Source organism: Brevibacterium aurantiacum, assembly GCF_003932995.1.
GTDB lineage: Bacteria > Actinomycetota > Actinomycetes > Actinomycetales > Brevibacteriaceae > Brevibacterium > Brevibacterium aurantiacum.
Map to the genome: position 1 here is coordinate 3,705,095 of NZ_CP025333.1, position 16,572 is coordinate 3,721,666.

At 63.2% G+C, this 16,572-nt stretch carries 18 protein-coding genes; 9 read left to right on the forward strand and 9 right to left on the reverse strand.

Features of this window, described 5'->3' with window-relative positions; genetic code table 11:
* Window positions 1-94: 94 nt before the first annotated feature.
* Entirely contained in the window at window positions 95-1,117 is a 1,023-nt protein-coding gene (gene fbaA / locus CXR25_RS17080; RefSeq protein ID WP_009881791.1) for a class II fructose-bisphosphate aldolase, read from the reverse strand.
* A gap of 208 nt (window positions 1,118-1,325) precedes the next feature.
* Window positions 1,326-3,206 carry a BCCT family transporter gene (locus CXR25_RS17085; RefSeq protein WP_420836560.1) on the reverse strand — a complete coding sequence of 627 codons (1,881 nt, stop codon included), beginning with the start codon at window positions 3,204-3,206 and terminating at the stop codon, window positions 1,326-1,328.
* A 234-nt stretch (window positions 3,207-3,440) separates the two neighbouring features.
* Here CXR25_RS17085 and CXR25_RS17090 point away from each other — a divergent pair, with 234 nt between their 5' ends.
* From CXR25_RS17090 to CXR25_RS17100, 3 genes are all read left to right on the forward strand, one after another.
* Window positions 3,441-4,760, forward strand: a complete 1,320-nt coding sequence (locus CXR25_RS17090; RefSeq protein WP_096159948.1) for an MFS transporter — start codon at window positions 3,441-3,443, stop codon at window positions 4,758-4,760.
* A gap of 513 nt (window positions 4,761-5,273) precedes the next feature.
* Complete coding sequence (locus tag CXR25_RS17095; protein ID WP_069601036.1) at window positions 5,274-6,467, forward strand: acyl-CoA dehydrogenase family protein; 1,194 nt, start codon at window positions 5,274-5,276, stop codon at window positions 6,465-6,467.
* 39 nt (window positions 6,468-6,506) lie between these two features.
* A complete protein-coding gene (locus tag CXR25_RS17100; RefSeq protein ID WP_125240804.1) occupies window positions 6,507-7,655 on the forward strand; it encodes an acyl-CoA dehydrogenase family protein in 1,149 nt (382 codons plus the stop codon).
* A 207-nt stretch (window positions 7,656-7,862) separates the two neighbouring features.
* On the opposite strand, the gene CXR25_RS17105 is transcribed toward CXR25_RS17100, so the two are convergent.
* The 4 genes from CXR25_RS17105 to pyrE form a co-directional block, all read right to left on the reverse strand.
* Complete coding sequence (locus CXR25_RS17105) at window positions 7,863-8,507, reverse strand: TrmH family RNA methyltransferase (protein ID WP_125240805.1); 645 nt, start codon at window positions 8,505-8,507, stop codon at window positions 7,863-7,865.
* Window positions 8,504-10,153 (reverse strand): ABC transporter permease, encoded by a 1,650-nt coding sequence (locus tag CXR25_RS17110; RefSeq protein ID WP_096145659.1) that lies wholly within the window; start codon window positions 10,151-10,153, stop codon window positions 8,504-8,506. Before CXR25_RS17110 ends, CXR25_RS17105 begins: the two co-directional genes overlap by 4 nt.
* On the reverse strand, window positions 10,153-11,034 hold the full coding sequence (locus CXR25_RS17115) for an ABC transporter ATP-binding protein (protein WP_009881823.1): 882 nt from the start codon (window positions 11,032-11,034) through the stop codon (window positions 10,153-10,155). Before CXR25_RS17115 ends, CXR25_RS17110 begins: the two co-directional genes overlap by 1 nt.
* A gap of 167 nt (window positions 11,035-11,201) precedes the next feature.
* On the reverse strand, window positions 11,202-11,768 hold the full coding sequence (gene pyrE / locus CXR25_RS17120; RefSeq protein WP_069601039.1) for an orotate phosphoribosyltransferase: 567 nt from the start codon (window positions 11,766-11,768) through the stop codon (window positions 11,202-11,204).
* 291 nt (window positions 11,769-12,059) lie between these two features.
* Between pyrE and CXR25_RS17125 the strand changes: the two genes are divergently transcribed.
* Window positions 12,060-12,338 (forward strand): GlsB/YeaQ/YmgE family stress response membrane protein, encoded by a 279-nt coding sequence (locus CXR25_RS17125; protein WP_009881825.1) that lies wholly within the window; start codon window positions 12,060-12,062, stop codon window positions 12,336-12,338.
* Window positions 12,339-12,458: 120 nt separating this feature from the next.
* Here the strand turns inward: CXR25_RS17125 and CXR25_RS17130 are convergent, their stop codons facing one another.
* Genes CXR25_RS17130 through CXR25_RS17140 form a run of 3 tightly spaced genes read right to left on the reverse strand, consistent with a single transcriptional unit; the run spans window position 12,459 to window position 13,913 of the window.
* Complete coding sequence (locus CXR25_RS17130; RefSeq protein ID WP_009881826.1) at window positions 12,459-12,866, reverse strand: hypothetical protein; 408 nt, start codon at window positions 12,864-12,866, stop codon at window positions 12,459-12,461.
* The gene (locus tag CXR25_RS17135; RefSeq protein WP_096157690.1) at window positions 12,859-13,353 is read right to left on the reverse strand and encodes an Asp23/Gls24 family envelope stress response protein; all 495 of its coding nucleotides are present in this window, start codon (window positions 13,351-13,353) and stop codon (window positions 12,859-12,861) included. The genes CXR25_RS17130 and CXR25_RS17135 overlap by 8 nt, the downstream gene beginning before the upstream one ends.
* The gene (locus CXR25_RS17140; protein WP_069601041.1) at window positions 13,350-13,913 is read right to left on the reverse strand and encodes an RNA polymerase sigma factor; all 564 of its coding nucleotides are present in this window, start codon (window positions 13,911-13,913) and stop codon (window positions 13,350-13,352) included. The genes CXR25_RS17135 and CXR25_RS17140 overlap by 4 nt, the downstream gene beginning before the upstream one ends.
* A gap of 164 nt (window positions 13,914-14,077) precedes the next feature.
* Here CXR25_RS17140 and CXR25_RS17145 point away from each other — a divergent pair, with 164 nt between their 5' ends.
* The 5 genes from CXR25_RS17145 to amaP all read left to right on the forward strand — a co-directional run bounded on the left by CXR25_RS17145 (window position 14,078) and on the right by amaP (window position 16,362).
* Entirely contained in the window at window positions 14,078-14,545 is a 468-nt protein-coding gene (locus CXR25_RS17145) for an Asp23/Gls24 family envelope stress response protein (protein WP_009881829.1), read from the forward strand.
* Window positions 14,546-14,650: 105 nt separating this feature from the next.
* Window positions 14,651-14,833, forward strand: a complete 183-nt coding sequence (locus CXR25_RS17150) for a hypothetical protein (RefSeq protein ID WP_009881830.1) — start codon at window positions 14,651-14,653, stop codon at window positions 14,831-14,833.
* A 4-nt stretch (window positions 14,834-14,837) separates the two neighbouring features.
* Window positions 14,838-15,206 carry an Asp23/Gls24 family envelope stress response protein gene (locus CXR25_RS17155; RefSeq protein WP_009881831.1) on the forward strand — a complete coding sequence of 123 codons (369 nt, stop codon included), beginning with the start codon at window positions 14,838-14,840 and terminating at the stop codon, window positions 15,204-15,206.
* Complete coding sequence (locus tag CXR25_RS17160; protein WP_096145660.1) at window positions 15,203-15,772, forward strand: DUF6286 domain-containing protein; 570 nt, start codon at window positions 15,203-15,205, stop codon at window positions 15,770-15,772. Before CXR25_RS17155 ends, CXR25_RS17160 begins: the two co-directional genes overlap by 4 nt.
* Window positions 15,769-16,362 carry an alkaline shock response membrane anchor protein AmaP gene (amaP, locus tag CXR25_RS17165; RefSeq protein ID WP_226829656.1) on the forward strand — a complete coding sequence of 198 codons (594 nt, stop codon included), beginning with the start codon at window positions 15,769-15,771 and terminating at the stop codon, window positions 16,360-16,362. The genes CXR25_RS17160 and amaP overlap by 4 nt, the downstream gene beginning before the upstream one ends.
* Window positions 16,363-16,572 lie beyond the last annotated feature (210 nt).

The following is a 16,572-nucleotide window of genomic DNA, read 5'->3' on the forward strand; positions in this document are numbered from 1 at the left end:
AATGGCGTCCCGGACCTCTCGTCGTACCGCGCGGTTGTTGCGCCGCACCGCCGCAGCTACTCCAAAGTTGCGACAGGGCTGCGGCGCGTGCTGCCTATTTCAGGCTGGTTCCTGCGGAGCCGAGGTTCTGGCATGCCTCGACGATGCGATCGGCCATGCCGGCTTCGGCTGCCTTGCCGTAGGCACGCGGGTCGTAGATCTTCTTGTTCCCGACTTCGCCGTCGATCTTGAGTACGCCGTCGTAGTTGCGGAACATGTGCTCGACGACGGGACGGGTGAAGGCGTACTGGGTGTCCGTGTCGATGTTCATCTTCACGACTCCATGACGAACCGCCTCGGCGATCTCTTCTGCGCTCGAACCCGAGCCGCCGTGGAAGACGAGGTCGAAGGGCTTGTCCTTGCCCACCTGCGCGCCGACATCGGTCTGGATCTCACCGAGCAGCTCGGGACGCAGCTTCACATTGCCCGGCTTGTAGACGCCGTGGACGTTTCCGAAGGTCAGAGCCGTGAGGTAGCGGCCCTTCTCGCCGGAGCCCAGAGCCTTGACGGTGGCCAGGCCGTCGGCAACCGTGGTGTAGAGCTTGTCGTTGATCTCGTTCTCAACGCCATCCTCTTCGCCGCCGACGACGCCGACCTCGATCTCGAGGATCGAGTGGGCGGCCGCCGAGAGCTCGAGCAGCTCCTCGGCGAGGACGAGGTTCTCAGCGAGGGGAACAGCCGAACCGTCCCACATGTGCGACTGGAAGTAGGGTTCGCCGCCGTTCTTCACACGTTCGGTCGACAGAGCCAGCAGCGGCTTGACCCACTCTTCGACCTCCTTCTTCGGGGCATGGTCGGTGTGCAGGGCGATGTTGACGTCGTAGCTCTTGGCCACCTCGGCGGCGAAGACGGAGAACGCGATGGCTCCGCGCACTCGGTCCTTGATCGTCGGGCCGGAGATGTACTCGGCGCCACCGGTCGAGATCTGGACGATGCCGTCGGATCCGGCCTCTGCGAAGCCGCGGATGGCGGCGTTGATCGTCTGCGAAGAGGTGCAGTTGATCGCGGGGTAGGCGAAGCCCTCAGACTTCGCCCGGTTGATCATCTCGGAATACACTTCGGGGCTTGCAATGGGCATATGGGCTCCTTGGTCGGTGGATTCGGTGCGCTTTCGGTTGCTCCCAGACTACTCGGTCTCCGGCAGGCGACAGAAGCGGTCCCCGCCGTGTACAGGGAATTCTCGCTTCTCCGCGAACATGCGGCCTGCACGAGCACAGACAGCAGAGGCGACCAGGATCAATCACCTGGTCGCCTCTGCTGCTTCGTTGGATTCTGCCGCACGATCCCTATCGGGAGCCCTTGGGCTTCCTCTCCTCCTTGGGTGCCCTATTCAGCACACCCTTGGTCCGTGACAGCCGATAGTCGATGCGTGCATCGACCTTGTCGCCGAGGTATTCGTCGAAGTCATCGGCGATGTGCTCACCGACCTCGTGGAAACGCTGACCGGTCTCGATCTCCCGAGCTCTGACGGATTCGATCTGGAACGCCCGCACCATCGAGATCGCGATGAATATCAGGATGATGCTGAACGGCAGCGCCGTCGCCAGGGAGGCCGCCTGCAAAGCACCGAGGCCGCCGGCCAGGAGCAGTCCGATCGCCAGAGCGCCCTCGAGTGCGGCGAACAGCACACGTGACCACACCGGCGGGTTCGGGTGCCCGCCCGACGCCAGCATGTCGACGACCAGCGAGCCGGAGTCCGAGGAGGTGATGAAGAAGATCGTCACGAGGATGATGGCAATCACAGAGAGGATGCTGCCCATCGGCAGGGAGCTGAGCACATCGAAGAGCACCTTCTCCGCCACGACTCCGTCTTCCGGGTCGACTAGGCCGCCCTCGCCGAAGAGCTGTTTGTAGATTCCCGTGCCGCCGAGTGCAGCGAACCAGATGAATCCGACCACGGTGGGCACGAGGAGGACGCCGGCGATGAACTCCCGGACGGTGCGTCCCCGCGAGATGCGGGCGATGAACACACCGACGAACGGGGCCCAGGAGATCCACCAGCCCCAGTAGAAGATCGTCCAGCTGGATGCCCACTCGGCGCCTTCCTCACCGGTGTAGGCACCGACGTCGAAGGTCATGTTGAAGAAGTTCGCCAGGTAGACGCCGAGGGATTCGATGAGGTTCTGGAACAGGAACAGGGTGGGGCCGAGCAGCAGCACGGCGATGAGCAGAAGGCCCGCCAGTGACAGGTTGATGTTCGACAGCCACTTGATTCCCGCGCCCACTCCCGAGATCACGGACAGGGTCGCCAGGAAGGTGATGACGACGATGAGTATGACCAGGAATGTGTTGTCGACCTCGCCGACCAGCCCGATTGCCTGGAGCCCCGACGAAATCTGCTGCACGCCGAGCCCCAGTGAGGTCGCGATGCCGAAGACGGTGCCGAAGATGGCGAGGATGTCGATGATATCGCCCATCCACCCTTTGACGCGGTGCCCGAGCAGCGGCTCCAGCGCCCAGCGGATCGAGACGGGACGTCCGCGACGGTGGATCGCGTAGGCCAGTGCCAATCCGATCACCGCGTAGATCGCCCAAGGATGCAGTCCCCAGTGGATGAAGGTTTGGGCCATCGCCAGCTTGGAGATATCCGCTTCGCTGCCGTCCCATCCCGGCTTGGGGCCGGATGTGGCATAGGTCAGCGGCTCGCCGACGCCGTAGAAGACCAGGCCGATGCCCATGCCAGCGGCGAAGAGCATGGCGAACCAGGAGAAGACTCCGAACTCGGGTTTCTCCCCGTCACGCCCGAGCGTGATCTTGCCGAACTTCGAGAACCCGATCACGACGGAGAAGATGACGAATCCGCCGATGACGAGCATGTAGTACCACCCGAGGTCGGCGACGATCCAATCGTTGATGCTCGTCAGGACCTTGCTGGTGCCATCTGGCAGGAAGATCGCAAGCAGCGCAACGCCCAGAATGGCGATCAGGGCAGGCCAGAAGACGGCCGGAGCCACCATTCCCTTGCCCATGCGCACTCCCTGAGCACGCAGTTTGGCGGTGATCTCTGCGTCGCTGTCGTCATCGGTGATTGAAACATCGCGCGGCAGATGCAGCCTGATCGGTTCGGGGTCTTCGATGAGCATATGTGGGCGGCGGGCATCATCTACCGGCGCCGAGGCGGTCGTTTCCTCCGCCCTGCCGTTCCCGTTCTCGTCGGAGGTAGTCATAGGGCCTTTCGATTCAAGTGGACGTACAAGTGGACATAATCGTCTACCCACTCTGCCGCACCACATCGGCACTATCAAGTAATTCGCTGAGAACTTATCGGAGAACTCACTGCATAGGCAATCGAGGAGCCCACGTAGTCGTGCGCGGCTGACCCGTTCAGCGTCGGCTGGCGCGGCTGGCGCAGGCGAAGTCAGCTGCGGGGGGCACCGACGATAATTCAGTACAGTGGCGTCATGGAGACGAATCCGAGGCCGGCTGCTGGGTCACGTTCGAAAATACTCGGCTGGGCCCTCTGGGATTGGGGCTCGGCGTCCTTCAATGCCGTCATCATCACCTTCGTCTTCGCCCCCTATCTGACGAAGAGCGTGGCGGCCACCGAGGAGGCGGGCTCGTCGGCACTCGGCTGGTCGACAGCCGCAGCCGGGCTCATCATCGCTCTCGTGGCGCCGGCTGCAGGCACCCGGGCCGACGCCGGCGGACGACACAAACTGTGGCTCGGCGTCCACACCGGAATCGTCATCCTCACGATGTTCGGCCTCTTCTTCGTCCGCGACTCCCCCGAGTATCTGTGGCTGGGTCTCCTCCTCATCGCCATGGGCAGTGTGTTCTTCGAGTTCGCCGAGGTGTCCTACAACGGCATCATGGTTCGCATCACCCAAGCTGACAACGTCGGGAAGGTCTCCGGCTTCGGCTGGGGCATGGGCTACGCCGGCGGACTCGTCCTTCTCGTCATCCTCCTCGTACTCGTCATCCAGCCCGAGGTCGGGCTCTTCGGTGCTGGCGATGAGGGTGGAATGAGATTCCGCGTCGTCGCCGCCCTCTCCGCGGTCTGGTTCGCAATCTTCGCCCTGCCGGTGCTGTTCACAGCACCGAGCGCCAAGGCCGCCAATCCCGCGAAGGGGCATCCGGTCAAGGCGTTCATCGCCGATTATGCCGCGCTCGTCCGCCGCCTGGTACGGATGTGGAAGGAGGAGCATCAGACGCTGCGGTTCTTCATCGCCTCGGCAGTGTTCCGTGATGGTCTGGCCGCGATCTTCGCCTTCGCAGGAGTCCTCGCGGCAGGCAGCTACGGCTTCTCCGCCTCGGAGATCATCATCTTGGGTGTAGCCGCCAATGTCGCCGCCGGCGCAGGAGCGATGATCGCCGGAGTCTTCGATGACAAGCTCGGACCCAAGCCCGTCATCATCGCCGGGCTCATCATCATCCTCATCGGCGGACTGCCGATCCTCTTCAGCGATACCGCAGCCGTGTTCTGGGTCTGTGCTCTCGTGCTCAGCTTCTGCGTCGGCCCGGTGCAAGCCTCGAGCCGATCATTCCTGGCCAGGATCACTCCGCCCGAACGAGCCGGAGAGAACTTCGGCCTCTACGCCACGACTGGTCGGGCCGTGAGCTTCCTGGGCCCGGCCATGTTCGCGGTCTCGATCTCGATCTTCGGCTTCCAGCGGGCCGGAACCCTGGGCATTCTCATCGTGCTGTTCATCGGCCTGCTCCTCATCATCCCAGTAAGGCCCGATGCCCCACGGAAGGCGATGCAAGCGCAGGCCGAGAGCTGAGGCGACGAGGAGCTGAGGTACGGGACTCCCCCTCCCAAAAGGGGCCAACGGTTGGTAAGTTCTCCTCGATCCAAGAACGAACTTCGATGAGAACTTACCAACCGTTGACGCATCGAGTGCGGTGCCAGCCGCGGCCAATGGGTTTGGCGTCAGGCGCGGGCCAGCAGCTCGTCGATCTGGTTGATCGCGCCGGTCCTTCCGATACTAGAACTGCTTCATTACTGGTCCTAGATCCAGCACATTACTGTTAAGAAAACGTAACATTCGCAGTGACCGAATATCACGAAATGGTAATACTTCAGACATATTGCGCCTTAACAGTGCAGATACCAGGCAAAACGCACCACCGGGAGGGCCTTTGTCAGGCTGCCGAGCGCCTTCTGGTCAGCATCGCGGCATCGCAGGCTCCGATTCCGCAGATCCTCGGCGACTGGAGCCTTCACCCACTTGTGAGCCTGAACACCGAAACGTACTATTGGGATTAAGTTACCGAACGATCAATCAGGAGTTTTCATGGACACCTTGCTGAATGCAGAGGAGCGCGAGTTCGCGCAGAAGATGCGTCAGTTCTATCGCACGGAGATCCCCGAGGAACTGCGCTTCAAGGTCGCCACCGGCCAGGAGCTGACCAAAGAGGACATGGTCACTTCGCAGCGCATCCTCAATCAGCACGGATACGCCGTGCCGAACTGGCCCGTCGAATGGGGTGGCCAGGACTGGACTCCTGTCCAGCGCCACATCTGGCTCGAAGAGATGCAGCTCGCCTGCGTCCCGCAGCCGCTGCCCTTCAACGTCTCCATGGTCGGCCCTGTCATCGCGACCTTCGGCAGCCAGGAGATCAAGGAGCGCTTCCTTCCCGCCACCGCCAACATCGACATCTGGTGGTCGCAGGGCTTCTCCGAACCCGATGCCGGCTCTGACCTCGCTTCGCTGAAGACCACAGCAGTCCGTGACGGAGACAAGTACATCGTCAACGGTCAGAAGACTTGGACAACCCTGGGTCAGTACGGCGACTGGATGTTCAACCTGGTGCGCACCGACCCGAACGTGAAGAAGCAGGCAGGTATCTCATTCCTGCTCATCGACATGAAGACCCCCGGTGTCACCGTCCGCCCGATTCAGCTCATCGACGGCGGCCATGAGGTCAACGAAGTCTTCTTCGACAATGTCGAGGTGCCCGTCGAGAACCTCGTCGGCGAAGAGAACAAGGGCTGGACCTACGCGAAGTTCCTGCTCGGCAACGAGCGCACCGGCATTGCCCGCATCGGCGGTTCCAAGGTCAACCTGGCTCGGGCCAAGGCCTACGCCGCGGTGACGAAGACGGCACGCGGCACTCTGCTGGATGACCCGCTGTTCTCAGCCCGTCTGACTCGGATCGAAGCTGAACTCACCGCACTCGAGATGACCCAGCTGCGCATCCTCTCGACTCAGGCGGCGGGATCGGACAAGCCGGACCCACGCTCCTCCGTGCTCAAGCTCAAGGGCTCGCAGCTGCAGGAGGACATCAGCGAACTCCTCGTCGACGTCCTCGGCCCACAGGGACTCGACTTCGTCGCCGACCGTGCCCAGGGCGAAGGCTTCTCAGACCTTCCGCTGGGTGCCGTCGATGCCCTGCCCGCGTACTTCAACACCCGCAAGGTCACCATCTACGGCGGCTCGTCCGAGGTGCAGCGCGGAATCATCTCGAAAGCACTGCTTGGTCTCTGAGGTTCCCAGGACCCCAGGACATTTAAGAAGAGGACAATCATGGATCTTGAACTCAACGACATTCAGCAAGAACTCGCCAGCACTTTGAACAAGTACCTGCGCAGCGAGTACGACACCCAGGCCCGCGAAGCCATCCTGGCCAGCGAAGAGGGCATCTCCCGCGAGAAGTGGGAGCAGTTCGCAGAGATGGGCCTTCTCGGCCTGGCAATCCCGGAGAACTACGGTGGAGCCGAGATGACCTTCGCCGAGGTTGCGGTGGTCCTCGAGGCATTCGGCCGTTCGCTCGTGCTTGAGCCGTTCCTGGCCACCGCAGTGCTGGGTGCCACCGCCATCGTCGCAGCCGGCACCGAAGAACAGAAGCAGGAGATCCTGCCCTCCGTGTGTGAAGGCCAGACCTTCCTCGCCTTCGCCGCTCTCGAACCGGGCCTGCGCTACGCGGTCGACACGCCCTCCACCACCGCCTCGGCGGGTGCAGATGGTGCCTACACGATCAGTGGTGAGAAGACCGGCGTACTCGGCGGCGACGTCGCCGACCACTTCATTGTCACGGCCGCAGAGAACGGCGACCTGGGACTGTACCTCGTCGCTGCGTCGGCCTCGGGAGTCAACCGCGTCGCTCACCGTCAGGCCGATGGGCAGGGCAGCGCCAGCGTGAAGTTCGACAACGCTCCGGCCCAGCGCCTGGGCGCCGCCGACGCGCACGCCGTCGTCGCAGAACTGCTCGATACCGCGAACGCTGCGATCATGGCCGAAGCTGTCGGCGTGATGGAGACCTCTCTGACGATGACGGCTGAGTACCTCAAGACTCGCGAGCAGTTCGGTGCCCCGATCGGTGCCAACCAGGCTCTCCAGCACCGTGCGGCCGACCTCTACGCGGACCTCGAATACGCCCGCAGCATGGCGCTCTATTCGCGTCTCGCGGTCACCAATGAGGAAGCCGGCTCCGAGAAGGACCGCCACCGCGATGTCATTGCGGCCAAGATCATCATCGATCAGTCGGCTCGCACCATCAGCCAGGAATCGATTCAGATGCACGGCGGCATCGGCATGACGATGGAATACCCCATCGGTCACTACGCCAAGCGCCTGACGGTCATCTCACGCACCTTCGACGATGCCGATTCGCTGACTGCCGAGCTGGCAGAGATCGGTGGGCTCATCGAGCCGCACGCAGCCGACCTCAACTGAGGTCAGGCAGCTGACGCTCTTCCGCTTCACGCACTCAGCCTGAAGCGGAAGAGCACCAACAGCGATCAGCTAGAGAAAACAGTGGACGTTTTGTGCTGATTCCAACCCTGGAATCAGCACAAAACGTCCACTGTTTTCGTTCCCCGCCGGTACGCCGGTCCGCCGTCGCGCGGGCCGGAGGCAGTCAGTCCGGAGGCCCGCAGCCCTTCAGTTCACCGGCTGGTCGTAGACGTGACGGCGGATCCAGGAGTGCATGGTGATCGCTGCCGCGGCCGCGGCGTTCATGGACCTCGTTGAACCGTACTGGGCGATTGACAGCACCGCAGTGCTCGCCTGATGTGCTTCATCGCTCAGCCCGGGTCCCTCCTGGCCGAACAGCAGCAGGCTGCGGCGCGGGAGGTCATAGGTCTCCAAGGGCACGGAATCCGGGAAGTTGTCGATCCCGATCAGCGGCACGTCGTTGTCGGTGCACCACTGCAGAAGATCGTCGATGCTCGGGTGGTGGATGATGTGCTGGTACCGGTCGGTGACCATCGCTCCACGCCGATTCCAGCGCCGTCTGCCCACGATGTGCACTGCGGCTGCGTTGAAGGCATTGGCCGTCCGGACGACCGAACCGATGTTGAGGTCGTGCTGCCAGTTCTCAACACCGACGTGGAATTCGTGCCGCGTGGCGTCGAGATCGGCCACGATCGCCTCAAGTTTCCAGTAGCGATACTTGTCGACGACATTGCGCCGATCGCCCTCAGCCAGAAGCTCGGGATCGAAGTGCTCAGACACAGGCCAGGGGCCGGTCCACGGACCGACCCCCACCTGTGGCGCGTTCGACTCCGACGCGCTGTCCTCAGTCACTTCTTGTCATCGGTTTCATCCGCCGAGGTGTCAGCCTTCGACTTGCCCGCCGAGGTGTCGGCGGAGTCCGAATCGACCACGTCGTCCGAGTCCGAATCCTTGGCAGCATCCTTCGAATCGGTCTCCTTCTTACCGGCTGCGCCGACGGAGACCTTCTGTGCACGCTTGCTCATCTTCACGGGCTTGCCGCCGCGTCCGCCGCCGGTGAGCACCGCGCGAACGTAGGCACTGCTGGCCAGGGAGTGGACGATGAGCGCCACCACTGCTGCGATGGCCGCAGCAACCAGGCCCTCCCACCATTCAGGTGGGCTTGCGAAGAAGCGTCCGGCGATTCCCAACGGCGAGGTGAACGGAGTCCACGACAGCACCTTGGCGACCATTCCGGAGGCTCCCATGATGACGGGAGCGATGAAGCCGGCCACGGTGATGACGCCGATGATCGAGACGAAGATCTTGCGTGCCGTGCTGCCAGCCACAGTCGATGCCCACAGGAGGAGCGCGTAGATGGTCCAGGCAGTGAACAGCAGGGTCAGTGCGAACCAGCCCAGCCCGGGCAGCATGGCGAATGCCAAGGAGGTCTTCCCCGTGATGGAGAGCCCGAGCTCTGCCACAACGATCGCGATCACCAGGTGCACAGCCGTCAGGGACAGCATGCCCGTGATCCGACCCGAGGCCGAGGCGCGAGGAGGGATCGTCGCCGCGATGATCTCGGTGATCCGGTTGCGCTTCTCCAGACGCAGGTTCTGATAGAGCGCGGTGCCGAGGGTGGCCACCACGAGAAGCGCGAACACTGCCATGCCCCACAGCAGCGGAGTTGCGATCTCTGCTCCGACTGCCGGCGCGTTCAGCAGTGTCGCTTCAGTCTTCGGCGCCAGCTTCTCCAGCAGTGCCTCGGGCTGTTCGTCCAAGGCGATGATCGTCGGCTGTGCCTGTCCGCTGGGGTCCTGGATGAAGGCCGCGTCGACCTTGCCCTCCTTGACCAGCTTCTCTGCAGCCTGAGCGTCCTTGGCGTCGGTGATCTTCACGCCCAGCTGCTGCTCGTACATGGCAGCCTGTTCGCCTACTCCGACCATGGCCATGGTCGGAGTACCCGACTTCGCGTCGGATCCGGCGACGACGCCGGAGATGATCGCAGCGAGGATACCTAGCACGATGACCGCGCCGGTGACCAGGAAGAACGGACTGCGCAGTGCGGTCGTGCTCTCTCGGTTCGACACCAGCCACGCGGCTTGGCGCTTGTTCACGTCGACGAACTCGGAGACCAATCCGGTCTCGGGGAGCTCGTCGGCGGAGGGCTTGTCCTCGGCAAGTTCGAACGGAACCTCGTCGAGACCGTCGTCGGCCGCCACTGCGTCAGCGTCGCTGGCATCAGCCGCATCGGTTGCGTCGGCAGCATCATCATCGGCAGTCGCAGCTGGCTTTGCGCCCTTGGCGTTCTTCGTCGACTTGCCGTTCCGAGCCGCTGAGGCCTTCTTGGCCGACTTCGCACCGGTGCCGGTGCTCTGTGTTGTGTCGCCATCGTTGTCGGTCACCGTGACGTCGTCGCCGACCGGAGTGCCCAGGTCATCGATGTTCTCGCCCGCAGTGCCCTTCGACACCTGTGGCTCTGGGGAGTCCCCGTCTTGGCCTTCGTCCTTGCCTGCCATCACAAAGCCTCCTTGTACTGCTCGGCCAATGTCGGGCGAACACTCTCGAAACTCTTCACACCATTCAGTGCTGCCACGGTCTGTGCGGCCGCACCAGCATCGGCGGCCCGGAAGCTGATGACGTTGTCGGCGGAATCGAGGATCGCAACGTCGCTGATGTCCGCGCGCTTCTCCAATGTCTTAGCAGCCGCCTCGGCGTCGGAGAGCTCCACCCGGTACTTCACATCCGAACGCAGCTCTGCCACGCTGCCGGACACGCTGGCCCGTCCCTGGCTGAGGACGATGACGTCGTCGGCATGGGCCTGCGCGGCCTCCCAATTGTCGGTAGCCAGGATGACCGGCACGCCTGAGGCTGCGTGGGCACGCAGCAGGGACATCACAAGTTCGGTTGACTCCGAGTCGAGTCCGGAGAAGGCGTCGTCGATGATGACGACATCGGGATCGGCGGCCAGGGTCGCTGCGATGTCGACGCGGGCGATCTCGGTGCCGCTGAGGTTCTTCAGCGGGGCATAGCCGCGATCGGCGAGCTCGAGACGCGAGAGCAGCGTCAGCGCATTGCGCTCCGCTGCTCCGAGCGTGATGCCGTGCAGACGCGCCAGGTAGACGATCTGATCGATCACGCGCATGTTCGGGTAGCCGCCGCGCTCGGCGGGCAGATATCCGAAGTTCTGACGATCGCCGAAGTCGAGCTCGAAGTCCTCGAGCTTGACCGTGCCCTCATCGGGCGAGATCAGCCCCATGATGACGCGAACCAGCTCGGTCCGACCGGCTGAACGGGATCCGACGATTGCGGTGATCCGGCCTGCCTGCGCGGTGAAACTCACCTCGTCGAGATAAGTTCGCTTTCCCTTGCGCAGGGAAACCTCTTTCAGTGTGAGCACGCGTCATCCTTACTTTTCCTGAAGCAGTACTGTGGGAGTGTCTCATCTATCGTGTTGAATGGACCACGATGTTTCAAACCAGGACCCCGATTTCGACAGAATTGCCAGTCGAGTCCCAGCTGGTGATCGACGGGTGAGACGGCGCCCGCGGAGTCCGAGGAAACGTCTCAGTCCAGACCAAGATCGCTTGTCGTCAACGCCGTGAGATACGGAATTCCCGTCGCCTCGACCCGCTCCTTGGCTCCCGTGTCACGGTCCATGACCACGGCCACGGCCACCACCTCGGCGCCGGCCTCCTTGAGAGCCTCGACGGCGGTGAGCACCGAACCACCCGTGGTGGAGGTGTCCTCGACCGCAACGACCCGTTTGCCGGCGACATCGGGGCCCTCGACGCGACGAGACATCCCGTGCTTCTTCGCCTCCTTGCGGACGACGAAGGAATCCACCGGAGTGCCGCGAACGACGGAGCGGTGCATGACTGCGGTGCCGACCGGGTCGGCTCCCATCGTCAGACCGCCCACGGCATCGACCTGCTCCAGCAGGCCTTCGGCAGCCAGGAGGTCGAGCACCACATCGCCGATCAGAGGTGCGGAGCGATGATCGAGAGTGACCCGGCGCAGATCCAGGTAATAGTCAGCTTCCCTGCCTGATGAGAGGGTCACCTTGCCACGAACCACGGCGAGTTCGTCGATGAGGTCGAGCAACTGTCGGCGGGTGTCTGCGCTATCGGTCATGCCCACAAGTCTAAACGGCCAGTGCCATTGCGCGGACCAGGGCCGTCACACACACCCAGCGCCCCCGTCGCCGAGGTGGTCGTGAGCCCCAGCCGCCCTCGCCGAGGTGGCGATGGGGATCACAGCATACGAACAGAATTCGTCCGTGAGGTTTCCACCGAGCGAACGTCTGCACCAATGTCATAAAGAATCGGGCGAAGCGGTACGTTCCGCGAGAATCGGATCTACCATTGGAGACAGATTCACTCAGCAAGCCCGATCATCAGCCACTTCTGAAGGGATGTGAACCTCATGGGTTTCATCGCATACTTGATTCTCGGACTCATTGCCGGTGCCATTGCCAAGGCCATTCTGCCGGGCAAGCAGGGCGGCGGACTCATCGCCACACTCATCATCGGCGTCATCGGAGCCATGATCGGCGGCTGGCTCGGCGGCGCGATCTTCGGCGTCCAGATGGATGCCTTCTTCTCAATCTCGTCCTGGCTGTGCGCGATCGGCGGCTCGCTGATCGTCCTTCTCATCTGGGGCTTCATCACCAGCAAGATGGGCAAGAAGGACAAGGCCGCCTGATCACGGTCTGATCCTGGCGAGGGCCGGAATCCATCACTGGATTCCGGCCCTCGCCATATTCACCTGCAGTCCTGGCGGCTGCCCTTCAGTCGAGGGTAGCTGCCCATTCAGTCCTGGCAGCTACCCTCGGCTGACGACGCGCAGATCGATGTCGAGCCGTCCGCTGGCCTCCACTGCCCCGCGAGCGATATCGGCCTCGACGACGGAGAAGATCTCATCGACAACCTCGGCGACCGAACGGGTGCGGTCAAGATGGGCATCGATCCTCACCTTCACACCGTCGTTTCCGCGAGCCACGTCGACACCGACAGGCTCACCACCGACTCGCCGCAGCACTCTGGCTGTGGCTGTGGCGACCAGATCGCGCAGTCCCGGCGCCAGGCTTCTGACACCGGGAACCGAGGTCACCGACGTCGCCAGACGCTCCGACTCCGCGACCTCGCTGCGGACGCCTGAGCCGCTGCCGATACCAGAGCCATTGCCGCTGTTCACGAGGTTGAGGTCCTTCGCTTCGCCACGATCAGTCAACGTACACATCCTCAGCATTGATATCGATCCTGACAGCTGGAATCCCGAGTTCGGACAGAACCGCGGCGGACACGGCCCCGCGGATCGCCTCGGCGGTGGGGGCGAAGGAGATGCCGGCGCGCATAGCCAGTGTCAATGACACCGTCGCCGCTCTGCCTTCGGGTTCACCGGCGGGTTCGACGTCGACGCTGCGGGCACGGATACCGTCCACCGAGTCGACGGCTCTGCGCACAATTGAGCGCACCGCGGCAGTGGAGATCGAAAACGGGTGACCATGTTCGGTCTGCAGACGTGTCGAGGGCCCACGGTACAGATCGTCTCGGACCAGCTGGAGGATGCGCTCGCGCACCCCGGCAGTGTCCTCAGGTTCAGGTTCGAACGTGGCCATGTATTCGTCGATGACACCGCGAAGCTGAGCGTCTGATTCCCGCTGGAGATCATCGTTCGTCTGGTCAGGTTCAGCGCCGGAGCCGACATGTTCGTTCATGTCCATCCTTCCATCCCCTCCATGACGGCAGTTCGGGCCCGGTGGATGCGGCCTCGCACGCTGCCTTCGCTGATGCCCAGAGTCGCGGCCACCTCGGCGTAGCTGAGACCCTCCATCTGGTGGAGCACCCAGGTTACCCGCTGTTCTGACGAGAGCGTCTGGAGAACGCTTGAGAAATGCTGAAGAGCGGTGCGTGCCTCAACGGACTTCTCAACCGATGCACGCCCGTCTGGGTGGATGCTCATATCGTCGGGGTCCTGTGCATCCGAGGGCCTGGCCATCCGCCGCCGCAGCATGTCGGTGCACTTGTTCGATGCCAATCGGTAGATCCAGGTACCGAAGGCGGCGGGCTCACTCAGGGCGTTCAACGACTTCCACGCCTGCACCAGCGTGTCCTGCACGACGTCCTCGGCATCCTGCCGATCACCGAGAGTGCGCAGGCAGAATCGCAGCAGCTTCGTCTCATACCGGTCGACCAACGACTCGAAGGCATCGATATCACCTTCCCTCGCGCGCACGACCAGGGTGACGAGATCGAACCGATCATCGTGCCTTGTCATATCCACATCGTATGCGACCGTCGGCGCTATGAGCGCACATTCCGTGCCGGGGGAATGTCGAGTGCGAACTCGCTTGAGAACTTTTTCAGCACAGGTGCGTGAGGTTCTCTGACCTGCCGCGTCTGTACCAATGTCAGCGCAATCGAAACGTTAAGGAATCAGAAATGCCTGAAGTCAAGCAGTCCACCGTTTCCCAGCAGTCCACAACCGACGATTCGGTGCGCAGCCCCCTCGTCACCGACATGGGCAACACCACGATCGCCGAGAACGTCGTCGCCAAGCTCTCCGGCATCGCTGCACGTGAGGTCCCCGGCGTCTACAGCATGGGCACCGCCGCACGCCGCGCCTTCGACACCCTCACCGACCGCATCCCCGGCTCGCAGACCAACGTCTCCGGCGGAGTCTCCGTCGAGAAGGGTGAGAAGCAGACCGCGATCGACCTCACCATCGTCGTCGAGTACGGAACGTCGATCGTCGACGTCGCCGAGGCGATCCGCCGCAACGTCATCCGTGCCGTCGAACAGGGCACCGGACTCCAGGTCGTCGAGGTCAACATCGAGGTCACCGACGTCCACCTCCCCGGTGATGAGGACGATCAGCAGAGCTCCAACGACACCGTCGAACTCAACTGATCTGCCCCCTACACACCAGTTTGCATACTCAACACACGAACGCAGCCTTTCCCGCGGCCGATCTCAGGCCCGAGAACGACTCGCCGCCTCGGCGGAAGGAATGACATGTCGAAAACACTCATCGGACTGCTCGTCGGATTGACGCTGGGCATCGTCGCGTACTTCGGAGGATTCCTGGCATTCCTCATCGTCGCCATCTGCGGCGGGCTCGGCCTCGTCGTCGGCCTGGTCCTCGACGGACGACTCGACCTCAGCGCACTGAGTTCACGTTCAACAACGCGGAGGTGACAGCGTGGCTTCATCACGTGGCGACCTCACGATCGCGGACCGGGTCATCGAGAAGACAGCCTCCCAGATCCTCAAAGGTCTGCCCGGAATCGGCGGGACGAAATCGGGTCTGTTCGGACTCGGTTCGAGCGCCGATCTCGATTCCCGGCCCAGTGTTGACGTGACCCTTTCGGGTCGAAGCTGCACCCTCGAAGTCGAACTCGGACTGCAGTACCCATCCCCCATCACCGAGGCGACCGAATCGGTCCGTCGTCGCCTCAGCACCGATGTCGAAGCCCTCACCGGAGTCACCGTCCATCAGGTCGACATCTCCGTGAAATGGCTCAAGCCCAATGCATCAGGATCCGGAAAGACAGTGAGGAATCTGCAATGAGCGCACGACTGTTTCGGGCACGCCCGGCACGCGTGGTGCCCGCCGTCATCCTCGCCATCCTGATCCTGGTCATCGCCGTGGCCCTCGGCTGGGCGGCCATTGCCGCCATCGCCTCTGCAGGTTCCGGAAGCTCCGCGCTCTCGGACGGAGTCCCAGGACTGTCGAGCCTCGGCGAGATGACCTGGGGATCCGCGGCCATCATCGCCGCCTGTGTCGTCATTGCGCTGCTGGGCCTGATCTTCCTCATCATCGGAATCTCGCCCGGAGCCAAGCGCGTCATCGGCTACCGCACGCAGACCCCGGAGCACATCGAGCGCTTCGAAGTGGTGCTGCCGACCTCGGCGCTGTCCGGCCTGGCGGCCGCGGCAGCGGACTCCGTCGACGGAGTCTCGAGCGTGCGCGCCGCATCCAATGCCTCGTCGACGAACGTCACCTTCTCCACCCCCGTGCGTGACAACGACGAGATCCGCCGCGATGTCGATGCCGCAGTCACCCAGCGCTTCGACTCGATCGCCTTCGACCGCACACCCACCGTCAAGGTCCGAGCACACAGGAGGCAGGCATGAGACGTATGGCAGCAGGTGCCAACCGCACCGGACTCATCATCGTCGGACTGTTCCTCCTGGTGGCCGGACTCGCTGTGCTTGCGATCAGCTTCGGCCTGGCAGCAGCCGTGGCCCCCGGCTTGACGCCGGACGCAGCACTGCAGCCTGTCGCCGCCGTATTCGCATTGCCGTTCTCCGCGGTCATTGCACTGGTTGTCGCCCTCATTCTGGCGATCATCGGCATCCGTTGGCTCGCTGCGCAGGTCCCGCGGAAGGATTCCGCCAAGCCTCTGCGCATGCAGGAAGATGCTCGCAGCGGTGTGACCACAGTGACGGCGAACGTCGTGGCCGCCGCCGTGGAAGATGACCTCGAAGCCACCCCCGAGGTCGTGGACGCACAGGCCATCCTGCGCGGAACTGCGCGACGCCCTGAGCTCGTCCTCCACCTCGATGTCGACGAACGCGCCGACATCGATTCAGTCGTCGCCGACGTCGCAGATCGCGTGACCCGCAACGCCAGTCAGGCACTCGGCGTCCCGCTGTCCGCAGTCGGCGTCGAGGTCGCCATCGCCAGGTCACGGCAGAGGAAGCAGCGCAGTGTTCAGCTGTGAATGACAAAGACCCCGGGGCGCGTAATCGCGACATCCCGGGGTCCTCGCAGCACTCCCCTCGAGTACCCGGACGCATCCCCATACGTCCGTTGTGTCCACCCGATCCCCACCGGGCGAACACCATTATTGGATCACACATCGATCCTACTTGTAAAGATTGTTCCGCCCTGCCTAAGCCGCAAGGGCGCCTTTCGGCGACCCTGAACACCT